At 66.1% G+C, this 25,218-nt stretch carries 21 protein-coding genes; all 21 read right to left on the minus strand.

All coding sequences use genetic code 11. The annotated features are described in order from the left end of the window. Window positions 1-18: 18 nt before the first annotated feature. Window positions 19-549 (minus strand): MerR family transcriptional regulator, encoded by a 531-nt coding sequence (locus AC1DW0_RS00225; protein WP_457323310.1) that lies wholly within the window; start codon window positions 547-549, stop codon window positions 19-21. 46 nt (window positions 550-595) lie between these two features. Then, window positions 596-967, minus strand: coding sequence for an integration host factor subunit alpha (locus AC1DW0_RS00230; RefSeq protein WP_056197414.1), 372 nt, complete (start codon window positions 965-967; stop codon window positions 596-598). 20 nt (window positions 968-987) lie between these two features. Next, on the minus strand, window positions 988-3,417 hold the full coding sequence (pheT, locus tag AC1DW0_RS00235; RefSeq protein ID WP_477944350.1) for a phenylalanine--tRNA ligase subunit beta: 2,430 nt from the start codon (window positions 3,415-3,417) through the stop codon (window positions 988-990). A gap of 10 nt (window positions 3,418-3,427) precedes the next feature. Then, window positions 3,428-4,471, minus strand: coding sequence for a phenylalanine--tRNA ligase subunit alpha (pheS, locus tag AC1DW0_RS00240; RefSeq protein ID WP_477944352.1), 1,044 nt, complete (start codon window positions 4,469-4,471; stop codon window positions 3,428-3,430). A gap of 86 nt (window positions 4,472-4,557) precedes the next feature. After that, window positions 4,558-4,914, minus strand: coding sequence for a 50S ribosomal protein L20 (gene rplT / locus AC1DW0_RS00245; RefSeq protein WP_025564000.1), 357 nt, complete (start codon window positions 4,912-4,914; stop codon window positions 4,558-4,560). 26 nt (window positions 4,915-4,940) lie between these two features. After that, window positions 4,941-5,144: a 50S ribosomal protein L35 gene (gene rpmI / locus AC1DW0_RS00250; protein WP_056197410.1), complete on the minus strand. Its 204-nt coding sequence runs from the start codon at window positions 5,142-5,144 to the stop codon at window positions 4,941-4,943. Between the two features lie 119 nt (window positions 5,145-5,263). Beyond that, window positions 5,264-5,809, minus strand: a complete 546-nt coding sequence (infC, locus tag AC1DW0_RS00255) for a translation initiation factor IF-3 (RefSeq protein ID WP_082532663.1) — start codon at window positions 5,807-5,809, stop codon at window positions 5,264-5,266. Window positions 5,810-5,875: 66 nt separating this feature from the next. After that, window positions 5,876-7,783, minus strand: coding sequence for a threonine--tRNA ligase (gene thrS / locus AC1DW0_RS00260; protein ID WP_477944354.1), 1,908 nt, complete (start codon window positions 7,781-7,783; stop codon window positions 5,876-5,878). A gap of 179 nt (window positions 7,784-7,962) precedes the next feature. After that, window positions 7,963-9,051 carry a patatin-like phospholipase family protein gene (locus tag AC1DW0_RS00265; protein ID WP_457354692.1) on the minus strand — a complete coding sequence of 363 codons (1,089 nt, stop codon included), beginning with the start codon at window positions 9,049-9,051 and terminating at the stop codon, window positions 7,963-7,965. A gap of 19 nt (window positions 9,052-9,070) precedes the next feature. After that, on the minus strand, window positions 9,071-11,329 hold the full coding sequence (locus AC1DW0_RS00270; protein ID WP_457354690.1) for a TonB-dependent receptor plug domain-containing protein: 2,259 nt from the start codon (window positions 11,327-11,329) through the stop codon (window positions 9,071-9,073). 160 nt (window positions 11,330-11,489) lie between these two features. After that, window positions 11,490-13,820, minus strand: a complete 2,331-nt coding sequence (locus AC1DW0_RS00275; RefSeq protein ID WP_477944355.1) for a Tex family protein — start codon at window positions 13,818-13,820, stop codon at window positions 11,490-11,492. A gap of 147 nt (window positions 13,821-13,967) precedes the next feature. Next, on the minus strand, window positions 13,968-14,972 hold the full coding sequence (locus AC1DW0_RS00280) for a PEP-CTERM sorting domain-containing protein (RefSeq protein ID WP_477944357.1): 1,005 nt from the start codon (window positions 14,970-14,972) through the stop codon (window positions 13,968-13,970). Window positions 14,973-15,087: 115 nt separating this feature from the next. After that, window positions 15,088-16,344, minus strand: a complete 1,257-nt coding sequence (locus AC1DW0_RS00285) for a TIGR03862 family flavoprotein (protein WP_477944359.1) — start codon at window positions 16,342-16,344, stop codon at window positions 15,088-15,090. Between the two features lie 57 nt (window positions 16,345-16,401). Next, on the minus strand, window positions 16,402-17,913 hold the full coding sequence (locus tag AC1DW0_RS00290; RefSeq protein ID WP_477944361.1) for an MFS transporter: 1,512 nt from the start codon (window positions 17,911-17,913) through the stop codon (window positions 16,402-16,404). Window positions 17,914-18,169: 256 nt separating this feature from the next. After that, on the minus strand, window positions 18,170-19,066 hold the full coding sequence (locus tag AC1DW0_RS00295) for an SDR family oxidoreductase (RefSeq protein ID WP_477944363.1): 897 nt from the start codon (window positions 19,064-19,066) through the stop codon (window positions 18,170-18,172). 2 nt (window positions 19,067-19,068) lie between these two features. Continuing rightward, a complete protein-coding gene (locus AC1DW0_RS00300) occupies window positions 19,069-19,593 on the minus strand; it encodes a GNAT family N-acetyltransferase (protein ID WP_477944365.1) in 525 nt (174 codons plus the stop codon). Further along, window positions 19,593-20,612, minus strand: coding sequence for an NADP-dependent oxidoreductase (locus AC1DW0_RS00305; RefSeq protein ID WP_457446612.1), 1,020 nt, complete (start codon window positions 20,610-20,612; stop codon window positions 19,593-19,595). Before AC1DW0_RS00305 ends, AC1DW0_RS00300 begins: the two co-directional genes overlap by 1 nt. A gap of 90 nt (window positions 20,613-20,702) precedes the next feature. Next, window positions 20,703-21,509, minus strand: a complete 807-nt coding sequence (gene kdgR / locus AC1DW0_RS00310; RefSeq protein WP_457321418.1) for a DNA-binding transcriptional regulator KdgR — start codon at window positions 21,507-21,509, stop codon at window positions 20,703-20,705. 45 nt (window positions 21,510-21,554) lie between these two features. Beyond that, entirely contained in the window at window positions 21,555-22,814 is a 1,260-nt protein-coding gene (locus tag AC1DW0_RS00315) for a pectate lyase family protein (RefSeq protein ID WP_477944367.1), read from the minus strand. Beyond that, entirely contained in the window at window positions 22,811-23,896 is a 1,086-nt protein-coding gene (locus AC1DW0_RS00320; RefSeq protein WP_477944369.1) for a pectinesterase family protein, read from the minus strand. Before AC1DW0_RS00320 ends, AC1DW0_RS00315 begins: the two co-directional genes overlap by 4 nt. Continuing rightward, window positions 23,893-25,062: an oligogalacturonate lyase family protein gene (locus tag AC1DW0_RS00325; RefSeq protein ID WP_457446606.1), complete on the minus strand. Its 1,170-nt coding sequence runs from the start codon at window positions 25,060-25,062 to the stop codon at window positions 23,893-23,895. The genes AC1DW0_RS00320 and AC1DW0_RS00325 overlap by 4 nt, the downstream gene beginning before the upstream one ends. Between the last annotated feature and the right edge of the window lie 156 nt (window positions 25,063-25,218).

Here is a 25,218-nt window from a genome sequence, read left to right on the forward strand (position 1 = left end):
AACCGAGGAATTGCGCTTTCAGCCCAGAAGGCTGGCTCGGATCGCAAGAAGTTCGGCTCGAACCTGCTCCAGAGAGGTCAGCGGGTCCACGGCGAGCACCGGCAGTGTCAAGGATGCCCCGGAGGCCTTCAGCGGCTGGGCATGTGCATGCGATGCCAACCGGACGGCGGGCAGATGCGCCAGTTCGACCGGCGCGTTGGCGTCGTCGTCACCGTCGAGTTCCCCATCCATGGCTTCGAGCGCCTGCGCGGCCTCGGCTTCATCTCGGAAGTTCTGCGCCGCGGCCGCCGATGGCAGGCCTTCGCTGAGCTGGTTGCGCGCGCCGCTGATGGTGAAGCCCTGGTCGTAGAGCAGGTCGCGGATGCGGCGGATCAGCAGCACCTCGTGGTGCTGGTAATAGCGCCGGTTGCCGCGCCGCTTCATGGGCTTGAGCTGGGTGAACTCCTGCTCCCAATAGCGCAGGACATACGGCTTCACACCGCACAGCTCGCTGACCTCACCAATGGTGAAGTAGCGTTTGGCGGGAATGGAAGGCAGCGCTTTGTCCATTGAAATCAAGGGCTTCGGAGCGAAAGCTGAGGCAAGGCGTCAGACTCTACTCGAAGTCTTCGCCGCTGGGCGTATCGCCTTGCACCAACCCCTTGAGCTTGTGGGAGGCGTGAAAAGTCACGACGTTGCGGGCCTTGATCGGGATGGACTCGCCGGTGCGCGGGTTGCGACCCGGGCGCGGCGCCTTGCGGCGGATGTTGAAGTTGCCGAAGCCCGAGAGCTTGACGTCCTGGCCCTTGACGAGGCTGTCGTGCAGCATGTCGAAGAAGGCCTCGACCATGTCCTTGGACTCGCGCTTGTTCAACCCGAGCTTGTCGAACAGCAGCTCGGCCAGCTCGGCCTTGGTCAGGGTGGGCGTTTCCAGGCTGCCGATGACGACCGCAGCGGATTCGGATTTCTTGGCGTCGTTCGCGTCCATTCGTGTTCCTGTTCCTGGGGTCAGCCGCGCAGGCGGCCGCCGAGCTGGTCGCCGACAGCGGCCACGATGGCGGCCACGGCCGCATCGATGCGCTCATCGGTCAATGTGGCTTCGTCGTCGAGCAGTTCCAGGCGCACGGCCAGGGAGCGCTCGTCGGGTTGCAGATCCGTGCTGGCGCCAGCAGCGGGTTTGAAGACGTCGAAGAGCTTGGCTGAACGCAGCAGCGCGCCGCCAGCGGCCGTGATGGTGGCCATCAGTGCATCGTGGGGCGTGCTGTCCTTGACGACCAGGGCCAGGTCGCGCTGCACGGCCTGCTGGCGCGGCAGCGGCTGGCCTTGCGGCAGCGTGCGAGTCAGCGCGGCGTCGAGATTGAGCTCAAAGACGACGGGGGCGCTGCCGCTGATCTCATAGGCCTGGCGCCAACGCGGGTGCAGTTCGCCGACGATGCCGATGGCGACGCCGTTCAGCTTGACGCTTGCGCTGCGGCCGGGGTGCAGGGCAGGGTGCTCGGCGGTTTCGAAGCTCAGTGTCTGCGGCGCGAATAGGGCTTCGAGGTCGCCCTTGACGTCGAAGAAGTCGACGGCGCGGTCACGCTGGCTCCACTGCTGCTGGTCGGCGGGGCCCCAGGCCAAGCCACCCAGGCGCAGCGGCTGATCGATGCCGGCCACGGACAGCGGCCCGTTGGCCACGCCAGCATCCCGCTTGAACACGCGGCCCAGCTCGAACACGCGCACGCGCGTCGCGCGGCGGGACTGGTTGTGGCGCAGCACCTGCACGAGGCTGCCGATCAGGCTGGTGCGCATCACCGACAGCGGCGCGGCAATGGGGTTCAACAGCTTGATGGGGTCGGTGACACCGGCCAGCTCGCGCTCCCAGCGTTCCTCGACGAAGCTGAAGTTGATCGTCTCGAAGTAGTCGCGTGCGGCGACGGCGCGGCGCAGCGCGTGCGTGCTCTGGCGCGATTCCGAGCCCGTGCGGCCCACGATGGGCGCCAGCGGCGCGGTCGATGGCAACGTGGGATAGCCCAGCACGCGGATGACTTCCTCGATGAGGTCTTCCTCGATCAGGATGTCGAAGCGCCAGCTTGGCGGGGTCACCGTGATCACGCCGTCAGCGGCCGTGAATGGCAGGCCCAGGCGCGTGAACACGCCTTCGCATTGCGTCTGCGTCAGTGGCATGCCGATGACCTTGGCCGCACGGGCCACGCGCATTGCGACGGGCTTGCGCGCGGGCACGTTGGGCGACTGGTCGTCCATCGGGCCGACCTGGGTGCCAGGCGTGCCGCAGATGTCGATGATGAGCTGCGTGACGCGTTCGATGTGCTCGACGGTCTGCGAGGCATCGACGCCGCGCTCGAAGCGGTGGCCGGCGTCGGTGGAGAAGTTGTAGCGGCGCCCGCGACCCATGACGGCCTCGGGCCACCAGAACGCGGCTTCGACGTAGACGTTGCGCGTGTCGTCGGAGACTGCGGTGTGGTCGCCGCCCATGATGCCGGCGAGGGACTCGACCTCGCGTGCATCCGAGATGACGCCGACCTTCTCATCCACCGTGATGGTGTTGCCATTCAGCAGCTTGAGCTGCTCGCCGGCCTTGCCCCAGCGCACGACCAGCTCGCCGCTGATCTTGTCGAGGTCGAAGATGTGCGACGGGCGGCCGTACTCGAACATCACGTAGTTGGAGATGTCGACAAGGGCAGTCACCGAGCGTTGGCCGCAGCGCTCCAGGCGCTGGACCATCCAGGCAGGCGTCTTGGCCTTGGTGTCGATGCCCTTGACGATGCGGCCGGAGAAGCGGCCGCACAGGTCGGGCGCCTCGATACGGATGGGCAGCTTGTCGTCGATGCCGGGCTTCACCGGCGGAAACTCGGCCTTGAGCAGCGGCACGCCGGTCAGCGCAGCCACCTCACGGGCCACACCGAAGACGCTCAGCCCATGGCCCAGGTTGGGCGTGAGCTTCAGCGTGAAGAGGGTGTCGTCGAGATTCAGGTGTTTGCGGATGTCTTCGCCAATGACGGCATCGGCGGGCAGTTCCAGCAGGCCGCCGTGGTCTTCGCTGAGCTTGAGCTCGCGGGCCGAACACAGCATGCCGAAGCTCTCGACGCCGCGCAGCTTGCCGACACCGATCTTGAAGGGCTTGGCTGCGTCATCGGTGGGCAGCTCGGCGCCGACGGTGGCCAGCGGCACCTTGATGCCGACGCGGGCGTTGGGTGCACCGCAGACAATCTGCAGTGGCTCCGCGCCACCAGCGTTGACCTTGCAGACACGCAGCTTGTCGGCATTGGGATGCTGCTCGGCTTCGAGGATTTCGGCGACGACGATGCCGTGGAAAGGCGGCGCCACGGGGCGCAGCTCTTCAACCTCCATGCCGGACATGGTCAGCAGTTCGGCCAGTTTTTCAGTGGACAGCGGCGGATTGCAGAACTCGCGCAGCCAGGACTCGGGGAATTGCATAACGTGCTGATTACTTGAACTGTGCGAGGAAGCGAAGGTCGCCGTCGAAGAAGGCGCGCAGGTCGTTGACGCCATAGCGCAGCATGGCCAGGCGGTCGATGCCCGAGCCGAACGCGAAGCCGATGTAGCGCTCGGGGTCCAGGCCCATGTTGCGGATCACTTGCGGGTGCACCTGGCCGGAGCCCGACACCTCCAGCCAGCGGCCCTTCAGCGGGCCGCTCTCGAACATGATGTCGATCTCGGCGCTGGGCTCGGTGAAGGGGAAGTAGCTGGGGCGAAAGCGCAGCTGCAGCTGGTCGGTCTCGAAGAAGGCGGTGATGAAGTTGAGGTAGACCGCCTTCAGGTCCTTGAACGAAATGTTCTCGCCCACCCACAGGCCTTCGACCTGGTGGAACATGGGCGAGTGGGTGGCGTCGCTGTCGACGCGGTAGGTGCGGCCCGGCGCGATGACGCGGATTTCGGGCATGGTGTCCTGGCCCGCGTAGCGCTTGGCGTGGGCCTGCGCGTAGCGGATCTGCATCGGGCTGGTGTGCGGACGCAGGTTCAGCCAGGCACCGTTCTCGTCCTTCATGTCGACGTAGAACGTGTCCTGCATGGAGCGGGCCGGGTGGTTCTCGGGGTTGTTCAGCGCCGAGAAGCTGTACCAGTCGGTCTCGATCTCGGGGCCGTCCGCGACGTCGAAGCCCATGGAGGCGAAGATGGCCTCGATGCGCTCCATCGCGCGCGTGATCGGGTGCAGGCCGCCGGTGCCGCGGCTGCGGCCGGGAAGCGTCACGTCGAGGGCCTCGGCCTTGAGTTGCTTCTCGAGCTCTGCGGCGGCGAGCGCGTCGCGGCGTGCAGTCAGGGCGGTTTCGATGCCGACCTTGAGCTGGTTGATCTCGGCGCCGCGAGTCTTCTTTTCCTCGATGCTGAGGGCGCCCAAGCCCTTCATCAGTTCGGTCACACGGCCGGACTTGCCGAGGAAGCGCGCCTTGGCGTTTTCGAGTTCAGCGGGCGTTGGCGCGGCGGCAAAGTCGCTGCGTGCCGCTTCAAGAAGAGCGTCGAGATCAGACATTCGGAATTCGGAATGAAAAAGGGCCGACCCTGGTGGGCCGGCCCTGAAAGTTTGCGTGCCCCGACGCGAGCCAGGGCGAATCGCAATCAGGCGAGCGCGGCCTTCACCTTGGCGAAGATGCTGGCAAAACCAGCCGGGTCGTTCACGGCCAGATCGGCGAGGACCTTGCGGTCGATCTCGATCTGGGCCTTCTTCAGACCCGCCACGAACTTGCTGTAGGACAGACCCAGACCACGCGATGCAGCGTTGATACGGGCAATCCAGAGCTGGCGGAAGACGCGCTTCTTGGTACGACGGTCACGGTAGGCGTATTGGCCCGCCTTCATCACCGCCTGCTTGGCGATGCGGAAGACGTTCTTACGACGACCCCGGAAGCCCTTGGCCAGAGCCAAGACCTTCTTGTGACGGGCACGAGCGGTTACACCACGTTTGACGCGAGGCATGTGTTTCTCCTTGAGTCAGTGATGAATTACAGGCCAGCAAAGGGCAGCATCTGAGCGATGTGACCCATGTTGGTTTCGTGCACGGTGACGGCGCCGCGGAGCTGACGCTTGTTCTTCGTGGTCTTCTTGGTCAGGATGTGGCGCTTGAACGCCTGACCGCGCTTGACGGTGCCACCCGGACGAACGCGAAAACGCTTTTTCGCGCTGCTCTTGGTCTTCATTTTGGGCATGTTGATGCTCCTTCTAAGTGCGTCCCTGGGGCGGCGCCGGTGAGCCCGGCGCACTTGTTGGCCTCAGGAGACTAATGAACCCGTCGGCGACCAAACCGGCGGGTTGAACTCTTCGGTCTTTAGCGCTTTTTGGGCGCCAGGACCATGATCATCTGCCGACCTTCGAGCTTCGGCATGTTCTCGACGATCGCCACGTCGGCCAGTTCGTCGCGAATCCGCTCCAGCAGGCGCATACCGATGTCCTGGTGGGTGATTTCACGGCCCCGGTAGCGCAGCGTGACCTTGCCCTTGTCGCCGTCTTCGGCAATGAAGCGGCGCAGATTGCGCATCTTGATCTGGTAGTCGCCTTCGTCCGTGCCCGGGCGGAACTTGACTTCCTTGATCTCGATGATCTTCTGCTTGGACTTGGCTTCGGCAGCGCGCTTTTGCTCCTGGTACTTGAACTTGCCGTAGTCCATCAGCCGGCAGACCGGCGGATTGGCGGTGGCAGAGATCTCGACCAGATCCACATCCATGTCGCCCGCCATACGCAGGGCTTCCTGGATGCTGACGACGCCGATGGGTTCGTTCTCGGGGCCGTTCAGACGGACTTCGGGAGCCATGATTTCGCGGTTCAACCGGTGCTTGCGCTCCGGAATCGCACGACGGTCAGCAAACGTAGCGATGGTGTAGACCTTTCAACGGGCCCCCAGGCGAGAGGCCCAAACAAAACAAATCGCGCCCGAAAGGCTTCAGACCTTGGTGGTGATGTCTGCGGAGATCCGAGAGAGGAAGTCCTGCAGGGGCATCACGCCGAGGTCCTGGTTGCCACGGGCGCGTACCGCAACGCTGCCATTCGCCTTTTCCTTGTCGCCTACGACGAGGATGTACGGCAGCTTTTGCATGGAATGCTGGCGGATTTTATAGGTGATCTTCTCGTTGCGCAAATCTGCTGAGGCCCTAAGCCCTTGTTTTTGCAGCGATTTCACAATTTCAGACACGTAATCGGCCTGCGCGTCGGTGATATTGGCCACCACCACCTGCGTTGGCGCCAGCCAGACGGGCAGCGCGCCGGCATGCTGCTCGATCAGGATGCCGATGAAACGCTCCAGGCTGCCGACGATTGCGCGGTGCAGCATGACGGGTGTCTTGTGCTGGCCGTCCTCGTCGACGAACTCGGCGCCCAGGCGCCCCGGCATCGAGAAATCGACCTGCATCGTGCCGCACTGCCATTGGCGGCCGAGGGCGTCCTTGAGCGTGTACTCGATCTTGGGGCCGTAGAAGGCGCCGTCTCCGGGGGAGATGATGAAGTCCACGCCCGAGGCACGCAGCGATTCCATCAGCGCGTGCTCGGCCTTGTCCCAGACCTCGTCGGAGCCGATGCGGGCGTCAGGGCGCGTCGCGACTTTGTAGATGATGTCCGTGAAGCCGAAGTCCGTGTAGACCTTCTGCAGCAGGGCCGTGTAGGCCACGCACTCGGCCAGGATCTGGTCTTCCGTGCAGAAGATGTGGCCATCGTCCTGCGTGAAGCCGCGCACGCGCATGATGCCGTGCAGGCCGCCGGTGGGCTCGTTGCGATGGCACTGGCCGAACTCGCCGAAGCGCAGCGGCAGGTCGCGGTAGCTCTTGACGCCGTGCTTGAAGATCAGGATGTGGCCCGGGCAGTTCATCGGCTTGAGCGCGTAATCGCGCTTCTCCGACTCCGTCGTGAACATGTTTTCGCGGTACTTGTCCCAGTGGCCCGTGGCCTCCCACAGCGTCTTGTCGAGCAGCTGCGGGCCCTTGACCTCCTGGTAGCCGTTGTCGCGGTAGACGCGGCGCATGTACTGCTCCACCTCCAGCCAGACCGTCCAGCCCTTGGGATGCCAGAAGACGACGCCGGGGGCGTGCTCGTCGATGTGGAAGAGGTCCAGCTCCCTGCCGAGGCGGCGGTGGTCGCGCTTCTCGGCTTCCTCCAGCATCACCAGGTACTTCTGGAGGTCGTCCTTGGTCGCCCAGGCCGTGCCGTAGATGCGTTGCAGCATCTCGTTGCGATGATCGCCACGCCAGTAGGCGCCGGCCACCTTCATCAGCTTGAAGTGCTTGAGCTTGCCCGTGCTGGGCACGTGGGGGCCGCGGCACAGGTCTTCGAAGGCACCTTCGGCATACAGCGACACATCCTGGTCGGCCGGGATGCTTTCGATGATCTCAGCCTTGTAGGCCTCGCCCATGGCCTTGAAGTGCGCCACCGCCTCGTCGCGCGGCAGCACGCGGCGCGAGACCTTCTCGTCCTTCTTGGCCAGCTCGGTCATCTTGGCCTCGATGGCGGCCAGATCGTCGGGCGTGAACGGGCGCTTGTAGGCAAAGTCGTAATAGAAGCCGTTCTCGATGACCGGGCCGATGGTGACCTGGGCGTCGGGGTAGAGCGACTTGACCGCGTAGGCCAGCAGGTGGGCCGTCGAGTGGCGGATCAGCTCCAGGCCATCGGCATCCTTCTCGGTGACGATGGCGAGCTGCACGTCGTGGTCGATGACGTGGCTGAGGTCGACGACCTTGCCGTCGACCTTGCCGCCGAGGGCGGCCTTGGCCAGGCCGGCACCGATGCTGGCGGCGACGTCGCCGACCGACAGCGCGGCGGGGTATTCACGGCGCGAGCCGTCGGGGAGTTGAATCGAAATCATGGGTGCTCCGAAGAGGCGACAAACAAAAAAGCGCGGCCACTTGCCGCGCTTTGTTTGTGCCCGAAGGCGAGAAGACGTGACGAGCCGCGGCCGACTAACTACCGGTAAACGGGAACGTAGTTCGCGGTGTCATAACCAGGGTGCCTTTCTCGCTCTTGTGAGGGGAGGAAGGCGAGATTCTAAAGCGGTAGGGCGGAAATGGAGTCGCGCTGGGCCAACGCAGCGAATTCATCGGCCAGGCGCTGGCTTTCCGTCACGGCGACGCGCCAGCGGCGGCGGCGCTCGGCGGCGTCCAGCGCCATGAAGTCATTGCGGTCGGGCAGCTTGGCGCCGGGCAGCCTGGCGATGAAATCGGGCGACGGGCACAGCAGCACGACGTTGTCGAGGAAGTCCGTCGAGCGGTGGCGGTGTTTCAACGCCTTGTCCAGCCAGCCGGGCACCACCTGGCGCTGGAAATGCGGGTAAAGCACCAGCGGCGCGGTGGACGACTGCAGTGCGCGGTAGTCCAGGTGCAGGTGGTAGTCGGTGATGCCGCCGTCCCAGTAGGCGCCGCGCGGGGCGCCGGGCAGGTCGTGCTGGGCCTGCAGCCAGAAGGGGATGGAGCAGCTTGCCAGCAGCGCGCCGCGCAGGTTGGCGCGCGACAGATGCACCTCGCGGCTCGTGAAGTCGTTGAGCTTCAGCGGCAGGCGGTCGCGCGGGTCGGAGAAGACGACGCGCTCCAGGAAGCGGCCCAGCAGCGGGCGTGACATGGCGTTCGCCGCGAACGCGCCGAGGTAGCCCAGAGGCGTGCGCAGCTTGCCTTCTCGCGCCAGCAAGCCAGCGCGGCCTCGCGACGTGACCACGTGCAGGCGCAGCCGCGGGTGGGCCAGCACTTCGGCCTCGCGGCCCTCGAAGATATCGCCCAGGATCTCGCCGAAGCGCTTGCTGACACCCTCGGGCCGCGGGCGCTTCTCGCCGGGCAACACGTCGTACTCCTGTGTCACATAGGCCTCGGCCATGGTGTTGAACGCATCCGGCACGTCGCGGTGCGCCAGCGCAGCCGTGGCCATGCGCCAGGCACCGATGCTGGCGCCGACGAGATGCACCGGATGCTGGCTTTGCGGCAGCCATTCACCGAAGACGAAACGGTCCAACCCGTTGAGGATCAGCCCCTTGGGACCGCCGGCGGCAGCGGGAATCAAGCCAATATCCTCGGCGCGCAGCCCGCGCTCGGCCAGCCGCGCTTTCGCGGCCGGGCCGGCAAAGACCTGCAGGGCGCCCGAGCTCATGCGCTGAAGATAGCCCGGATCAGAACTTGTGTTCCCAGTTCACTGCCCACCATGGCACCGGATCGCGACGGTTCAGGTTGTAGTCGGGCGTGCCGATGATGACGACCCGCGTGCCCTGCTGGGGCTGGAACAGGCCGTTGACGCTGACGCGCACGCTGTCCTGCTTGCTGACCTGCATCGCCGCGAAGGCGTCCAGCGAGCGCGAGGCCAGCGAAGTCTGGCTCTGCAGCACGCTCTGGCGTACGTCGAACTCCGGTGCGATCTGTGCGCTGAATCCCATGTTGATGGGCAGAGTCTTGAACCGATAGTCCGCACCGAAGTTGAATTGCCATGGCTGCTGGCCTTCCAGACGGTTGTCGGGGCCGGGGATGTCGGCGACCGTGGACCGGTACAGGTTCAGCGACGCACGCAGATTGAGGTTGGTGCTGGGCTCGAAGAGGCTGGGGAAGAGTTCGCCGGCACGGCCCTTGACCTCCAGCTCCAAGCCCTGGGTCGTGGCCTTGCTGAGATTGATCTGGGTGATGACGTAGCGCTGCGTGTCGGCATAGTCGACGGTCATCAACCGCGGGCGGTCGGTGCGGATCAGGTTGGTGATGCGGCGATGGAAAACGCCAACGGAGATCAGCCCCCCGGCCGGAAGGTACTTCTCGTAGGCCACGTCCAGCCCCGTGGCCAGTTCAGGCTTGAGCTGCGGGTTGCCGATGCGGTCGGGACCAAGCTCGGTGTTGATGTGGGCATTGGGACCGCGCACCTCGTAATCGGTGTTGACGGTCGGCCGGGCGATGAGCTGCTGGACGTCGGCAGCCTTGTAGCTGCGCGTGAGGCTGGCGCGCACCAGGTCGCGGCCCTTGGGGTCGGGCTTGAAGTTCAGGTGCAGCAATGGCGTGGTGACCTTGCTGGTGCTGGCGAACTGGCTGCTTGCGCCTTCGCTGGCCATCTTGATCTGCTCGTGGCGAACGCCGGCATAGGCCGACCATTGCGGGTTGATCTCCCACTCGTCCTGCACATACAGGGCCGAGCGCGTGATCGTCGCGTCGAAGGGCTGGCCTTCGACGCCGGTCAGCAGGTCCTCCCATTTGGGGTTGGCCTTGCGGTAGTCGAACTGCTGGGTGCGACGGCTTTCGTCACGCGTGCGACGTTCCAGTTCGGCGCCGGTGGTCACGGTGTGGGCATCGCCAGCGTACTGGCTGTATTTGCCCGACAGCGTCGTGTTGCGATTGCGGTTTTCGCCGGTAGTGAGGCGGTCGATCGCCGGCGTGCCGTCCTTGTTGCGGCCGAAGAAGCCGGAGTTGAAGTCCGCGCCGCCACTGCCCGCACCGGCGCGCAACTCGATGCGGCGATCCTCGCCGAAGCGGTTGTTGTATTGCAGATTGACCCGCTGGGCCGAGAAGGTGCCACGGTTGCGGGTGGTGTCGAGCAGGCTGGGCGGCAGCACGCTCTTGCTCGGCGTGGCCGGGTCTGCGAACAGCACCTCGGTGGTGTTGGCGCCTTCGCTGCGGAAGCGGTTCTGGATGAAGAAGCCCTGCACGCTCAGCGTCTCGTCGTCGCCGAGCTTCCAGTTCAGGCGCGGCGCCATGTTGAAGCCCTGGCCGAACGAGCGGTCGCGCCCGCTGTTGCGCAGGCCGGTGAGGCCGCGGTCACGCACGCGGTCGCCCTCGTTCTCGTTGACGAAATTCCACTGTTGGACATTGATCGGCAGCACGAAACCCAGGCCGCCGATGACGCGGTCGCCATAGGTGAAGCCGGCGTTGATGACGGGCTTTTCCGACGCATAGGCCATTCCCAGCCGCAGGTCCTTCTGCACGACGCGCGGGGCGTCCTTCAGGATGATGTTGAGCGTGCCGGCAATGGCCTGGGCGCTCTGGTCGGCCGTCGGGGCCTTGCTGACCTCCAGCCGCTCGACCTGGGCGGGGTTCAGGTTGTCCAGGCTGAAGCCCGGGGGCGCCGGCTCGCCGTTGACGAGGATCTGCGTGTAGGCGCCGCCCAGGCCGCGCATGCGCAGCTGGCCGCCGGAGACGTTGATGCCCGGCAGGCGCTTGAGCACATCGCTGAGCTGGGTGTCGCCGTATTTGTCCAGCTCGTCGCGGCCATAGAGCTGCTTGGCCACGGGCTCGCGGCGGCGCAGGTCGGTGTCGGTCTGCTGGCGCGTCACCGAGACGCGCTCGAGCTGGTTGTTGCTGGGCGTGGGTGAGTTGTTCGAGGCGCGGTCGACCTCCTGCTGGGCCAGGACCAGGGCTGGGCTGAGCAGAAGCAGCAAGGCGAGGGCGGGGGTTTTCAAGACGGACTCCGAGAGATGCGATTCAGCGCGCGGCGCGCACCATAGCGGCAGCGCTGTCATGGCGCGGCGGTGCTGCGACCAGTTGCGGGTTCAGGGGCACCAATCGACGCCCCGCGGTGCGGGCCGCGATCATGGCAGCTCGCTGTGGCAATGACGAAGGTCAGCGCTTGAGCTTGGCAAAGGCCGCGGCCATCGCACCGCCGGCAGGGGCCTGGGAGTCCTGAGACTGGCGCGGGCCACGTTCGTTGCGCGCCGCGGGGCGGAAGTTGTTGTCCGGCTTCGGGCCTCGCGGTGCCTGGGCGTCCAGCTTCATCGTCAGGGAAATGCGTTGGCGCGCCAGGTCCACTTCCAGCACCTTGACCTTGACGATGTCGCCGGTCTTGACCACCTCGCGCGCGTCGCTGACGAACTTGTTGGACAGCTGGCTGACATGGATCAGGCCGTCCTGGTGCACGCCCAGGTCGACGAAGGCGCCGAACTGCGCGACGTTGCTGACCGTACCTTCGAGCAGCATGCCGGGCTGCAGATCCTTAACGTCTTCGACGCCGTCATTGAAGCGCGCCACCTTGAAGTCTGGGCGCGGGTCGCGGCCGGGCTTTTCCAGCTCGGCCAGCACGTCCTTGACGGTGATGAGGCCGAACTTCTCGTCGGCCAGCAGTTCGGGCTTGAGCGTACGCAGCACCTCGCTGCGGCCGACGACGTCAGCGGCCGGGCGCTTCAGGATGCTGAGCGCCTTCTCGACCAGCGGATAGGTCTCGGGGTGGACGCCGCTGAAGTCCAATGGGTTGTCGCCGCCACGGATGCGCAAAAAGCCTGCCGCCTGCTCGAAGGTCTTGGGGCCGAGGCCGCTGACGTCCAGCAATTGCTGGCGGCTTTTGAAGGCGCCATTCGCGTCGCGCCAGCGCACGATGCTGCTGGCGACCGACGCCGACAGGCCCGACACGCGGGCCAGCAGGGCCTGCGAGGCGGTGTTCAGGTCCACACCGACCTTGTTCACGCAGTCCTCGACGACGGCATCCAGCGTGCGCGCCATCTCGCTCTGGTTCACGTCGTGCTGGTACTGACCGACGCCGATGCTCTTGGGGTCGATCTTGACCAGTTCGGCCAGCGGGTCCTGCAGGCGGCGCGCGATGGATACGGCGCCGCGCAGGCTCACGTCCAGGTCGGGCAGCTCCTTGGAAGCGAACTCCGACGCCGAGTAGACCGAAGCGCCCGCCTCGCTGACGACGACGCGCTCGATCTGCACCGAGGCGTCCAGCGCCTGTAGCTTCTTGATCAGCTCGCCGGCCAGCTTGTCGGTCTCGCGGCTGGCCGTGCCATTGCCGATGGCGATCAGGTTGACGCCGTGCGTGGCGCAAAGCTTGGCCAGCGTGTGCAGGCTGCCATCCCAGTCGCGGCGGGGCTCATGCGGGTAGACGGTGGAGGTGTCCAGCACGCGGCCGGTGTCGGAGACGACCGCCACCTTCACGCCGGTGCGGATGCCCGGGTCCAGCCCCATGACGACGCGCTTGCCGGCGGGTGCGGCCAGCAGCAGGTCGCGCAGGTTCTCGGCGAAGACCTTGATGGCGGTCGCTTCCGCCGCCTCGCGCAGTCGGGCGAACAGGTCGCGCTCCAGGCTCAGCGACAGCTTGACCTTCCAGGTCCAGCCCACGGTCTTGCGGATCAGCGTGTCACCGGGGCGGTTGGCATGGCGCCAGCCGAGGTGGCTCGCGATGCGGCCTTCAGCGAGGGTGGGCTGGCCGGCGACGACTTCTTCGTCCAGCACCAGCTTGGCATCCAACAGTTCTAGCGTGCGCCCGCGAAAGACGGCGAGCGCGCGGTGCGACGGCACCGTCTTGATGGTTTCGGCGTAGTCGAAGTAGTCGCGGAACTTGGCGTTGTCCGGTGTGTCCGGGCTCTTGCCGTCCATCAGCCTGGACTGGAAGAGCCCGACGTCCCACAGCCACTCGCGCAGCTTGCCCACCAGCACGGCATCCTCGGCCCAGCGCTCGGCAAGCAGATCGCGCACGCCATCCAGCACCGCGTGGGCATCGGCAAAACCGGCCTCGGCGTTGATGAAGCTCGCGGCTTCATCGAGCGGCGTCAGTGATGGGTCTGCGAAGAGCTTGTCCGCCAACGGCTCCAGCCCCGCCTCACGGGCGATCAGGCCCTTGGTGCGACGCTTGACCTTGTAAGGCAGGTAGAGGTCTTCCAGCTCCTGCTTGGTCGGTGCCATGCGGATGGCGGCTTCGAGCTCCGGCGTCAGCTTGCCCTGCTCGGCGATGGACTTGAGCACGGCCTCGCGGCGCTCGGCCAGTTCACGCAAGTACGCCAGGCGCGCGTCGAGCTCACGCAGCTGGATGTCGTCGAGGCCGTCGGTGGCCTCCTTGCGGTAGCGGGCGATGAAGGGCACGGTGGCCCCGCCGTCCAGCAGCTCGACGGCGGCCTGCACCTGGGCGGGCCTCACCTTCAGCTCGGCGGCAATCTGGGAAACGATCAGCTTGTTGTCCAAAACGGGCTCTGGAAATCGGGCGAAAAGCCTGCGATTTTCCCACACGGGTTTCCTGCAACGGGATACCTGAAACCCGTCGCGCGACTTCTCCAGGTTTTCCGTCGCGCAGGGCGCCGCCCGCTGCCGCGGACCGGCGGGCCCTGAGTGTCAGCAGCGCAGGCGGCGGCGCGTGGCAAGACCCAGGCCGATGAGGCCGGCCACAAGCATCGCAGCCGATGCCGGCTCGGGCACGGCTGAGACTGCGTTGAAGGGCTGTGGCGCGTCGTTGCCGATGCGGATGCTCGTGACGTCGAGCGTGTGCGAGAAATCGGCGGCGCCGCCGTTCTGCGCACCCGTGAACAGGAAGGCGCCCACCATGTAGAAGTAGCGGCCGCAGGCGGGCGAGATGGGAGTCTGGCAGTCGATCCGCGTGCCATTGGCGCTCACGTGGAGGGTGGTGTCGACGTCCAGCGAGCGGCTCATGGTGTCGCTTTGCACACCGAACACGTCGAGATGGGTCTGCGTGCTGGGGTGGGCGGCAATGAGTTGCTGCAGCAGGGGATCGCCCCCGACTTCGAAGGCATCGAGCCCCGCGGCCTTGAACAAGGCGTACTGGCTTTCGGCCGTGAAGTTGGCTTGCGAGCCGACGACGAAGGCGGTGACGGCAGCGCCCGAGCGGTCGGCGCCCAGGGCGCGGTCACCCGTCGTCGCCAGGTGACCATCGAGCTTCAGGTCAAACTGAACGGTCGTGTCCTGGTCCAGCATGGCCCAGTAGCCCACGAAGGAATGGCCGACTGCAACGCTGCTGATGGCGGTCGGATTCAACGGCGCCAGCGCGGAGGCCGACGCACCGAGGCTGGTCGGTCCGACGCGGGCGAAGGCCGAGGCCAGCTTGTCATTGACGGCTTGCGAGTCAGTCGCGCTGCGGCTCAGCTGGGCAGCGGACGGAAAGTTCAACCAGGCGCCGTCCTGGCTGAGCGTGCCGTCGATGATCGTGCCGGCCGTGGCCTCGTTGGTGGCGACAAACCACTGGTTCAGTTCCAGCCCGTACAGGTTGGACGCATTGGGCATGCCCAGGGAAATGGGCGGCAAGGTCGCGTCGGCCGATGCCGGGAGGTGGGCGAACGCGGCAGTCAGGCTCAGGGCCAGGTTGGCGAGGCGCAGGGACGTCATGAGATGTGGCGTTAGCAGGGACGGCGGAGTCTAGGAGTCGCTTCGGCTCACTCCGTCCCCGTGGCACCCAAGGGCTAGGGATGCCTGCCGGTCGGATTGCAACCAGCTGTGACTGTCAGGACGTCAGCCAAGCCGCAAGCCCGGCGGCTGCCGCGCGCCCGCTTGCCATGCTGGCCGTCAGCAGATAGCCGCCGGTGGGCGCCTCCCAATCCAGCATCTCGCCGGCGACGAAAACGCCGGGCAGGGCGGTCAGCATCAGGCCACCGGTCAGCGCCTCAAAGCGCACGCCGCCGGCCGTGCTGATGGCTTCGGCCACGGGGCGGGGCGCGTGCAGCGTCAGCGGCAGATGCTTCAGCGCGGCAGCCAGCGTAGTGGCGTCCAGCATTTGCTCGCGCGTCAGCAACTCGTGCAGCAGGCCGAGCTTGAGTGGGTTCAGGTGCAGGCGGCTCTTCAGGTGCGAGGACAGGGACCGGCTGCCGCGCGGGTGCCTGACCTCGGCGAGCACGCGCTCGGGCGCCAGCTGGGGCAGCAGGTCCAGGTGCAGCGTGGCGACACCGTCACGCGCGATCTGCTCGCGCAAGCTGCTGCTCGCTGCATACACCAACGAGCCCTCGATGCCTGTGGCCGTGAAGACGAACTCGCCGGCGCGATTCGCGAAGCCTTCGGTCTCGAGTGCGACCGGCTTGATCGGTTGGCCGGCGAACTCGGTGGCAAAGCGTTCGCTCCAGCCGGGGCCGTCGGCGTGGGCCGCGGTGGGCCCCACGTCGAAGCCGCAATTGGCGGGATGCAGCGGCGCGATGTCCACGCCCCGCGCAGCGAGCCGCTCGACCCAGGCGCCGTCCGAGCCGAGTTGGGGCCAGGAGGCGCCACCCAGCGCGAGCAGCGTGGCGCGTGGTGTCACCAGGCGTTCACCGTCGGGCGTGTCCAAGCGCAGCGCGCCATCGTCAGCCCAGCCCGTCCAGCGGTGCCGCATCGCGAACTTCACGCCGGCCGCGCGCAGGCGGTGCAGCCAGGCGCGCAGCAGCGGCGCAGCCTTCAGGTCTTTCGGAAACACGCGGCCCGAGGTGCCGACGAAGGTCTCGACGCCCAGTCCCGAGGCCCAATCGCGCAGCGCGTCGCCGTCAAAGGCGCGCAACAGCGGCTCGATCTGCGCGGCGCGCTCACCGAAGCGGCCGACGAAGGGCTCGAAAGGCTCGGAATGGGTCAGGTTGAGCCCGCCCTTGCCGGCGAGCAGGAATTTGCGGCCCACGCTGGGCTTGGCGTCGAAGACGGTGACCGCCAGGCCGGCGGCGGCCAGCACTTCGGCCGCCATCAGCCCGGCAGGGCCGCCGCCGATGATGGCGATATCGGCCGTGAGATCTTTGGGATGCATGCCGGATTCTAGGAACCCGTACTCGCGGCGCTGTGTTTGGGCTGTGCTTTCCGCCTCTCAGGCCCGTACCGGCGGTTTCGCCCCGGCCGGCGCCAGGGCGTTGTTGCCCCAGCACTGCTCGTACTTCCATCCGGTCAGTTCCTCGGCCACGGCGCGGGCCTGCGCAGGGGCGTCGGCGATGCGGCCACCGGCCTTGATGCGGGCGATTTCTTCCAGCAGGACGGCGTGGTTCTTGCGGTCGAGCTTCATCTGGGTGGTGTAGTAGATGCCGCCCAGCGCCAGGCCGATGACGCCCAGCGTGAAGATGCCGACGATGGCGTTGATCGCGCTCTCCGGCTGTGTGGCCTGGCCGGAAAGGAAGCCGAACTGGCCGAGGATCCAGCCCATGACAAAGACGACAGCCGAGCGCGTGATCTTGCCCGCGAAGGTCATGGCGCCGGCATAGATGCCTTCACGCCGCCGCCCGGTCAGCACCTCGTCGACATCGGCCAGGAAGGTGTAGACCGTCCAGGGGATGTAGTAGACCCCGCCGGTGCCCAGGCCGAACACGGCCGTGACGGCGAAGAGGGCGATGGCCGTGGTCTGCTTGCTCCAACCCAGGTAGAACAGCGCGGTATAGGCCAGCACGCTGCCGCAAACGATGAGCAGGGCAATACGGTAGGGGCGCGCGAAACCGAATTTGATGCACAGGCCGATGAATAGCATGGTGGATATCAGCTGCATCACCGAGCTGAAGCTGTTCAGATAGCCGACAACCGACTTGTCCTGCCCCATGCAGAAGACGATGAAGTAAGTAAATATCGAAGCAAACAGCCATTCCGCCCCAAACCCCAGCAGATACATGCCGAGGTGCTTGCGAAAGATCTTGAGATGGAAGGTGGACAGCATGTCCATGCCGAGTTTCTTGAGTGCTTGGCCCAGGCTGCCGGCACGCTCCTGCGCCACTTCATGCACGGGCCGCTCCCAAGAGGAGAGGTAGAGGGCGGTCATGGCGCCGCACATGATAAGGGCGTAGATGATGCCGGTCAGCAGGAAGGGCGTGGCCGATTCCTTGCTGTAGACCAGGAAGAGCTGGGCCGGGATGAAGGCGGCCAGGAAGTTGGCCGCCTTGCCGAACATGGCCTTGGCGCCGGTGAGTTTGGAGCGAGCCGAAAAATCCGTGGTCATCTCGGTCGCCAGGGTTTCATACGGCACCATGATGGAGGTATAGACCAGCTCGAAGAGGGCATACATGCTCAGGTAGTACCAGAACCCGAAACCCTCGATCCACATCAGTGGATAGAGCAGCACCAGGGGTATGCCCGTCAAGATGAAAAAACGCCGGCGCCCGAACTTTCGGCCCAATCGCGTGTTGTAGAAGTTGTCGCTGATATACCCCATCACGGGGTTGCTGATGGCGTCCAGGATGCTGGCCAGGGAGAAGATCGTGGCCGCCTCGACGACCGTCAGACCGCAGAAGGTCGTGTAGAAATAGAGCAGCCATGCGGCCGCAATGGCCAGGGCACCGCTGCCCAGCAGGTTGGCGCCGCCGTAGCTCAGCGTGTGCCTCATCGAGATCGTTTTGCTCATGACTTGCTGTCTCTCATTTAACTGGAAGACAGTTTCATTTTTTGTGGCCTGTCGTTCCGTGAAGCAAGTATCCCATTTACAGATGCTTTGGGACCTGCCGTCAACCCTGGGCTGAACCGGTCGCAGGTGGCCTGAACTTCTCGTTCCCCATGCACTGAGCCCTGCCGGCTGGGGCCGGCAGGGCTCAGTGCAGCTGCAGTCGCTGCGCAAGGGGGCCCGCGAGGCCGACGCGACGGTCAGGCCCCGCTGAGCGGGCTCAATCGGCGCGCAGCTTGGCGCGCAGGCCGGCGCCGATCTCGGGCCGGTCCAGGAAGGGATCGGTCGGGTTGCGCAGCAGCATGACGTCCTCCAGCCGCGTCTGTACGCCGGCCAGGGCCTGCGGGTGGCTGAAGATGTAGAACTTGTTGTGGTCGATGGCGTCGAACACCATGGCCGCCACATCGGCCGCGGTCAGCTTGCCCGAGGACACAGCCTTGTCGCTCTGGGCCTGGGAAATCATCTGGCTCTTGGTCGGCTTGCTCGCCGCGAACTCGCCGGGGCGGTTGCGGTGGCTCTGGCTGATGCCGGTGGGCACGAAGAAGGGGCAGAGCACCGAGGCATGGACCTGGTCGGTCACCAGGGACAGGTCCTGGTACAGCGTCTCGGACAGCGACACGACGGCGTGCTTGGACACGTTGTAGACACCCATGTTCGGCGGGTTCAGCATCCCAGCCATGGAGGCGGTGTTGACGATGTGGCCCGAGTAGCCCGGGTCGGCCTTGGCCGCAGCCAGCATCATGGGCGTGAACAGGCGCACGCCATGCACGACGCCCATCACGTTGACACCCATGACCCATTCCCAGTCGGCCAGGGAGTTCTCCCAGATCAGGCCGCCCGAGCCGACGCCGGCGTTGTTGAAGACGAAGTGGGGTGCGCCGAAGCGTTCCTGCACGGCCGCAGCCAGTGCTTCCATCTGATCGGCCTTGGCCACGTCGACGACCCGGGCCAGCACTTCGACGTCCTTGAACTCGCTGAATTCAGCTTGGGCCTTGTCCAGCGCATCGGCCTGCACGTCGACGAGGACGAGGTTCATGCCGCGCCGGGCGGCGAGGCGGGCGGTTTCCAGGCCGAAGCCGGAACCGGCGCCGGTGATGACTGCGGTTTTCTTGGTCATGTTCAGGTCTCCTGAGAAGGCGAAGGGCCGCCCCGAGGCTTCTTAACCCCCTCGGGGGGCTGAGGCGCTTGCGCCGATTGGGGGCTACGTTTCTGCATCTCTTGGTGAGCGATGCCGTCTTCCATGTATTGCTCGCCAACGGGCGAGAAGCCGAAGCTTGCGTAGAAGCGCTCCAGGTGCGCCTGCGCATGCAGCGTGATCGACTGGCCGGGCCACAGCTGCTCGCACTGCGCGACGGCTTCGGCCATCAGCGCGCGGCCCACGCCACCACTGCGTGCCGCGGGCGATGTGACGACGCGGCCGATGAGGGCGTCGGGCGCCTTCAGTCCCGGTGGGATCAGCCGCGCATAGGCCTTGAGCTGGCCGTCATCGCCGTGACCAAGCAGATGCCAGGTCTTGGCGTCGAGGCCGTCGATGTCAAGGAACACGCAGTTCTGCTCGACGACAAAGACCTCGGAGCGCAGGGCCAGCACACTGTAGAGCTGCTGCACGCTCAGTTCGTCAAAGCGCAGGCAGGTCCAGCGCATCAGATCAACTTGACGAGCTGCTTGCCGAAGTTCTTGCCCTTGAGCAGGCCGATGAAAGCCTCGGGCGCGCTGGCGATGCCTTCGGCAATCGACTCGCGGAACTTGAGCTTGCCCGTGGCGACCATCGTGCCCAGTTCCTTCAGCGCCTCGGGCCAGACTTCCATGTGCTCGGACACGATGAAGCCTTCGACTTTCATGCGGTTGACGAGGATGAGCTGGGGCGCCGCCATCGGGATGGGCTGGCCGTCGTAGCCGGAAATCATGCCGCACATCGCGATGCGGCTGAAGGCGTTGGCGCGCAGCAGGACGGCGTCCAGGATCATGCCGCCAACATTCTCGAAATAGCCGTCGATGCCGTTCGGGCACTCGGCCTTCAGCGCGGCAGACAGCGAGCGCACGTCGGGGTGCTGCTTGTAGTCGATGCAGGCATCAAAGCCCAGTTCCTCGACGACATAGCGGCACTTGTCGGCGCCGCCGGCGAGGCCCACCGCGCGGGCGCCGCGCGCCTTGGCGAGCTGGCCGACCACACTGCCGACCGCACCGCTGGCGGCGCTGACGACGACGGTTTCACCGGCCTTCACGTTGATGATCTTCGTCAGGCCATACCAGGCCGTCACGCCGGGCATGCCGACCGAGCCCAGGTAGGCGGACAGGGGGATGTGGGCGGTGTCGACCTTGTTCAGCACGCCGCGCTGGGTGGCGTCGACGGTCTGGAATTCCTGCCAACCGCCCATGCCGACGACCTTGTCGCCGACGGCGAAATTGGCGTTTTTCGACTCGACCACTTCGCCGACGGTGCCGCCGATCATGACTTCATCGAGCGGCTGCGAGGCCGCATAGCTCTTGCTCTCGTTCATGCGCCCGCGCATGTAGGGATCGAGGCTGAGGAAGTGGTTGCGCACGCGCACCTGGCCCTCGGTCAGCGCGGTGAGCGGCGCTTCGACGAGGCGGAAGTTGGCGGGCGTGACCTCGCCCTTGGGGCGGGAGGCGAGGACGATCTGGCGGTTGATGGGGCTCATGGGGCTGCTGGTTCACACGACAGCCGCCATTGAAGCACCCCGGGGGAGGCCCCTGCGTCCCAGGCGCGACAACGCTTTAGAGCGGTCGACTCACGGTGCGATCGTGATCGGGTAGCTGGTGCAACCCAGCTTTTCGGAGATGTCCTTGCTGGCCGTCTGCAGCATCCTGACGACCTCGGGCGCCTTTTCGACATCGAAGCGGAAGGTCGGGAAGGACACGCTCATGCCGGCGATGGGCTGGCCGAGGCGGTCGAAGATGGGCACGCCCAGGCAGCGGATGTGATCGTCGAACTCTTCGCGGTCTTCGCCGAACCCCTGCTTCTTGACCTGCTCCAGCTCGGCCAGGAAGGCCGGGCGTTCCGTGATGGTCTTGTCGCGAAAGCGCTTGAACTCGGCACCGTCGAGGATGCGGTCGCGGCGCTCGGGGTGTTCCCAGGCCATCAGCACCTTGCCGATGGCCGTGCAGTGCAGCGGCGCGCGGCGGCCGATGCGCGAGTACATGCCCAGCATGTGGCGCGAATCGACCTTGTGGATGTAGATGATCTCGCTGTCGATGAGGCTGCCCAGGTGGACGGTCTCGCCAGTGGCGTCGGCCAGCATCTGCATGTGGTGCTTGGACAGGTCCACGAGTTCGGGCGAGGGCAGGGCCTTGGCGCCGATCTCGAACATGCGCATGGCCAGGCCGTAGCGCTCGCTGTCGGCCTCCTGGCGCACATAGCCCAGGCCCTTCATCGTCTGCAGGAAACGGTAGACCGTGGCCTTGGGCATGGCCAGGCGCACCGACAGGTCGGTGATACCGATGTCACTGCGCTCACCCAGGGCGTTCAGGATCGCGAACACCTTGAGTACCGCGGCAACCGACTCCGGCTGCTTGGAATCAGCAATGTCGTCGTCCATCGTTTCGATTCTTTCGGGTGCGTGTTTCAGTAGCCGGATTCTGACTCAGGCGCGGCGCGGCCCGACGCCTGCGCGGATTTGCTCAACCAATTGATCGGGACGGGCCGGGCGCAAGGCCGCCGCGTCGTAGGACTCGTCGGGGCGCCAGCCGACGTCGGCGGACAAGGTTTCGCCGGGGTGCGTGGCTGCCCAAGCGGCCAGGATGTCCACCGGTTGGCCGTTGAGCCGGCTTTCACGGTCGGTGAAGGCGCTGCCCTTGAGGCGGCGGATCAATCGGTCGGCCTTGATCTCGGGCGGCAACTCCCAGCGGTTGTGCTCGCTGTACAGGCGCGAGCGGATGCCCACGCCCAGGGAGTAGCCAAAGTCCTCGGCGCGCTCGGCGCTGAAGAGGTTGGCGACGACATGCACGCGGCCAAAGCGAACCCGCGGCGTGCGCTCCTTGCAGGCGTGGAAGTGGTTGTGATGCAGTGTGACGCGCAGCAGGCCGTCATCCGTGATGCGGCCGTCGCTGTTGCCGATCAGCATGGTCTTGTCATGGGCCTGGAAGCGGCACCAGGACACGGTGACGAGGTCGCTGCCGTTGGTGATGTCCAGCAAGCCGTCGTGATGCTGCACACGCTGGCCGAGGCGGATGGGCTCGAGCTTGTCGGGGTGGTTGCCGTCGTCGAACAGGCAGTGGTCCACCCACACGCGCTCAGCGCCGCGCAGCGACAGCGCGTCGTACTCCGAGTTCCACTCGCCGTGCACGTTGTCGCGCGGCTCCCAGGCGGGGAAGTGGTCGTACGCGTCGGAGAAGCGCAGGTCGCGGATGATGATGTTGCTGACCTTGTCCAGCAGCACCATGCCGTGCTGGAAGCCGGCGCCAGGTGCGGCGCCCAGCAGCGTCGTGTTGGACGGCAGGCGCACGATGGAGACGTCGGCCTGGCGCTTCTCGGAGCGCTTGCGGGCATCTTCCAGCGGCCCCCTGGGGTCGTCGCGGCCCCAGGTGGCGGGGTCGAACGCGCGGTCGAAGGCGTCGAAGTTGAACTCGGGATCGCGGAAGGCTTCGACGCCGCCGGGGCAGAGGTCGATGAGCTTGTGGATGCGGATGATCTTGGGCTTGTCGCCCAGGCGAAGCGCGGCATCCAGGCCGGCGCGATCGTGAACGTCGAAGACATGCTCGGGAATGGCCCTGGCCCCGCCGGTCGTGCCGCCGGTGCCCGCCCAACCCAGAGGCGCTTCAACGGGTGCATGGGGCGCGGTGGCGCAACCGCCCAGGGCAGAGAGACCGGCAAGAGCCAGCAGGTGGCGACGTTGGAAGCTCATTGATTTTTGAACTCGAAAAGACGGTTGCCGGCGGCGTCGAAGGGTCGGCGCGAGGTGCTGGCCGACCAAGGGCCGATGTGGGTGCCGATCTCGCTGTCGCGCACGACGGCCGCGCCATTGGGGCTGGTGCCGGCCACCCAGGTGCCAGCCTTGACACCCGCATCCCAGGCACGGCCGATGGATGTGGCGCCGGGCGCGATGCCGGGCTCGCCGACCAAGCGGCTGTGCGTGATCAGAAACCCCTGGGCCACGTCGGGCGCCGTGCTGGGCGCCAGGACGATGCCGCCGTGCCCAGGCGTGCGGCGGTTGGCGCGGCTGAGGATGGTGCTGTGTTCGATGACGAGCACGGCGTTGCCGAAGATGAAGTCCACGTCGCCGGCGATCAAGCTGTGGCGGATCAGCTGGCGGGCTGGCGCGTCAGGCGTGCGGCGCTTGGCGTAGAGCGTGTCCTGGTGGCCCAGCAGGCGCACGGCTTCGAGCTGGATGCGGTCGCCCATCAGCGTCAGCGCCACGGCCTGCGCACCGCCGCTTTCGCCCACGCCCGGCGGGTAGGCCTCGCCGCGGCGCACGCCGTCCATCGCGTCGTTGGCAATGGTCAGCGAGATGAGCTGAACGTCGTTGCTCTGCACCAGCATGCTGGTGCTGCCGCTGGTGCCGACGGTGGCCTTGCCGAGTTCAGGCCAGCAGGGGTGGGCGGGCTCGTTCTCGCCCTTGGGCTTACCGGAGAAGCGGCTGTCGACGAGTACGACGGCGCTGGCCTCAAGCGCCGAGCCGACGAGGGCCAGCGGCGCCTTGTCCTTGATGCAGACGGGACCGCGGTAGGTGCCGGGCTGGATGTGGATGACCCAGCGCTTGCCGCCCTCGGCGGGCACCTTGTCGATGGCGGCTTGCACCGATTCACCCGGCTTGACGACGAAGTCAGGCGCCGTCGCGGTGAGGTCGGCCAGCGGCCCCGGCTTCCAATCGCCGAGGTAGGCCGCCGCGGTGTGCGCGGCGGCCTGCTCGGCCGGCAGCTGAGGGCGTGCTTGCCCCTGAGCTGCCGTTACGGCAAGCGATGCGGCCAAGGCCAGCGCGAGCTTCACAGGTCGGCCAGGTAGAGGGCCGGCTCGACGCCGCTGGCGCGCTCCTTGTCGCAGCTGAACAGCACCTGCTTGTTGTCCGGCGTGAAGCTCGGGTGCGGATGCGTGACCTGGCGGTCGTCCTTGTAGACGTCCCAGCCGCTGTCGTGCCGCGCGATGGGGCGGGTCGTGCCGGCTTTCAGGTCGAACAGGTGCAGATACGGGTCGCCCACCAGCATCGCATTGCTGGCCGTGCTGTCATGGCTGACCTTGCCCACGCCGTCGCCGACGATCAGCGTGCCGTCGTAGTTGCTCATCAGGTGCGAGCACTGCGGCATGGCCGTCAGCAGCTTGTTCTCGAGAGTGACGGGGTCGAGGCTGTAGATCCAGCGCTCGGGCGACTTCTCGTTGTAGCTGACGTAGATCATGGCGCTGCCGTCCGGCACCCAGAACTCGTGCGTGCAGCTCTCGCCGTCGAGATGTTCCTTGCCGCAGCGGCGGTTCGTGCCGTTCTCGTCGATGAACCACATGCGCGCGTCGATGAGGTCGTGCGGGCCTTCGTGGCAGTAGGCGACGGTGTTGTCATCGAACGGGCGGTATTGCGGGTGGCCCAGCCAGCCGCGCTGCTCAAGGATGACGGTGCGTTTACCGGTCGCCAGGTCGACGCTGAACAGCCGGCACAGCGGCCGCTTGTGGAACATCTCGTTGAATTTCTGCCAGGTGTTCAACGGGAACCAGTCGTCAGCTGATATCTCGATGCCGACGATCTTTGTGCAGGCGCTGTTGCTGACCCAGGTGCCATAGCCCACCCAGGCGTCGGGCACGACGTACAGGACCTCCTCTTCCAACGTGGCGAGCTCCAGGCGGATGAACTGGCGCTTGTCACGCACGAAGTAGAGGTGCTTGTCATCGGGGCTCAGGAAGCCGCCGAAGGTGTTCTCGCCCATGCCGTCGGTGAGCTGGACGCAGCGCTGGGTGTCGAGATCCAGCAGGTGGTAGTTCCAGTTCGGACTCGGGTTGGGGCCGAACTCGCCGCCGAAGATCAGCTGGCGGCCGTCGTTCGTGAAGCACTTCTGATAGAAGTAGTTGCGATGGCAGGTCACGTCCGGCGGCGTCAGCCGCGTGACGCGCGCACCGGTGTCCGGGTCCTCGCGGGTGAGGAATTCAAACTTGCGTTCGGTGGATTTCATGGCGTGATCCTTTCTGGGCCGAGCGCTGGGCCGCTCCCGAGCCGGCCCCTCTGGCGATGTGCTTGCCGGTCGAGCCGGCAAGCATCGCCGTCCCCTCGGGGGCTGAGGCCGGACACGGCAAGTCCAGTGGACTTGTTGTGCCTGCCGAAGCGCTGC

This window comes from Roseateles sp. P4_D2 (assembly GCF_056401875.1).

Coding starts and splice junctions, on each gene's coding strand:
- AC1DW0_RS00300 (WP_477944365.1), bottom strand. CDS start 19,593: ATGCGCTGGACCTGCCTGCGCTTTGACGAACTGAGCGTGCAGCAGCTC.
- rpmI (WP_056197410.1), bottom strand. CDS start 5,144: ATGCCCAAAATGAAGACCAAGAGCAGCGCGAAAAAGCGTTTTCGCGTT.
- AC1DW0_RS00295 (WP_477944363.1), bottom strand. CDS start 19,066: ATGACCAAGAAAACCGCAGTCATCACCGGCGCCGGTTCCGGCTTCGGC.
- rplT (WP_025564000.1), bottom strand. CDS start 4,914: ATGCCTCGCGTCAAACGTGGTGTAACCGCTCGTGCCCGTCACAAGAAG.
- thrS (WP_477944354.1), bottom strand. CDS start 7,783: ATGATTTCGATTCAACTCCCCGACGGCTCGCGCCGTGAATACCCCGCC.
- AC1DW0_RS00325 (WP_457446606.1), bottom strand. CDS start 25,062: ATGAAATCCACCGAACGCAAGTTTGAATTCCTCACCCGCGAGGACCCG.
- pheT (WP_477944350.1), bottom strand. CDS start 3,417: ATGCAATTCCCCGAGTCCTGGCTGCGCGAGTTCTGCAATCCGCCGCTG.
- AC1DW0_RS00265 (WP_457354692.1), bottom strand. CDS start 9,051: ATGAGCTCGGGCGCCCTGCAGGTCTTTGCCGGCCCGGCCGCGAAAGCG.
- AC1DW0_RS00230 (WP_056197414.1), bottom strand. CDS start 967: ATGGACGCGAACGACGCCAAGAAATCCGAATCCGCTGCGGTCGTCATC.
- AC1DW0_RS00290 (WP_477944361.1), bottom strand. CDS start 17,913: ATGAGCAAAACGATCTCGATGAGGCACACGCTGAGCTACGGCGGCGCC.
- AC1DW0_RS00305 (WP_457446612.1), bottom strand. CDS start 20,612: ATGAGCCCCATCAACCGCCAGATCGTCCTCGCCTCCCGCCCCAAGGGC.
- AC1DW0_RS00280 (WP_477944357.1), bottom strand. CDS start 14,972: ATGACGTCCCTGCGCCTCGCCAACCTGGCCCTGAGCCTGACTGCCGCG.
- AC1DW0_RS00225 (WP_457323310.1), bottom strand. CDS start 549: ATGGACAAAGCGCTGCCTTCCATTCCCGCCAAACGCTACTTCACCATT.
- AC1DW0_RS00285 (WP_477944359.1), bottom strand. CDS start 16,344: ATGCATCCCAAAGATCTCACGGCCGATATCGCCATCATCGGCGGCGGC.
- pheS (WP_477944352.1), bottom strand. CDS start 4,471: ATGTCTGATCTCGACGCTCTTCTTGAAGCGGCACGCAGCGACTTTGCC.
- kdgR (WP_457321418.1), bottom strand. CDS start 21,509: ATGGACGACGACATTGCTGATTCCAAGCAGCCGGAGTCGGTTGCCGCG.
- AC1DW0_RS00315 (WP_477944367.1), bottom strand. CDS start 22,814: ATGAGCTTCCAACGTCGCCACCTGCTGGCTCTTGCCGGTCTCTCTGCC.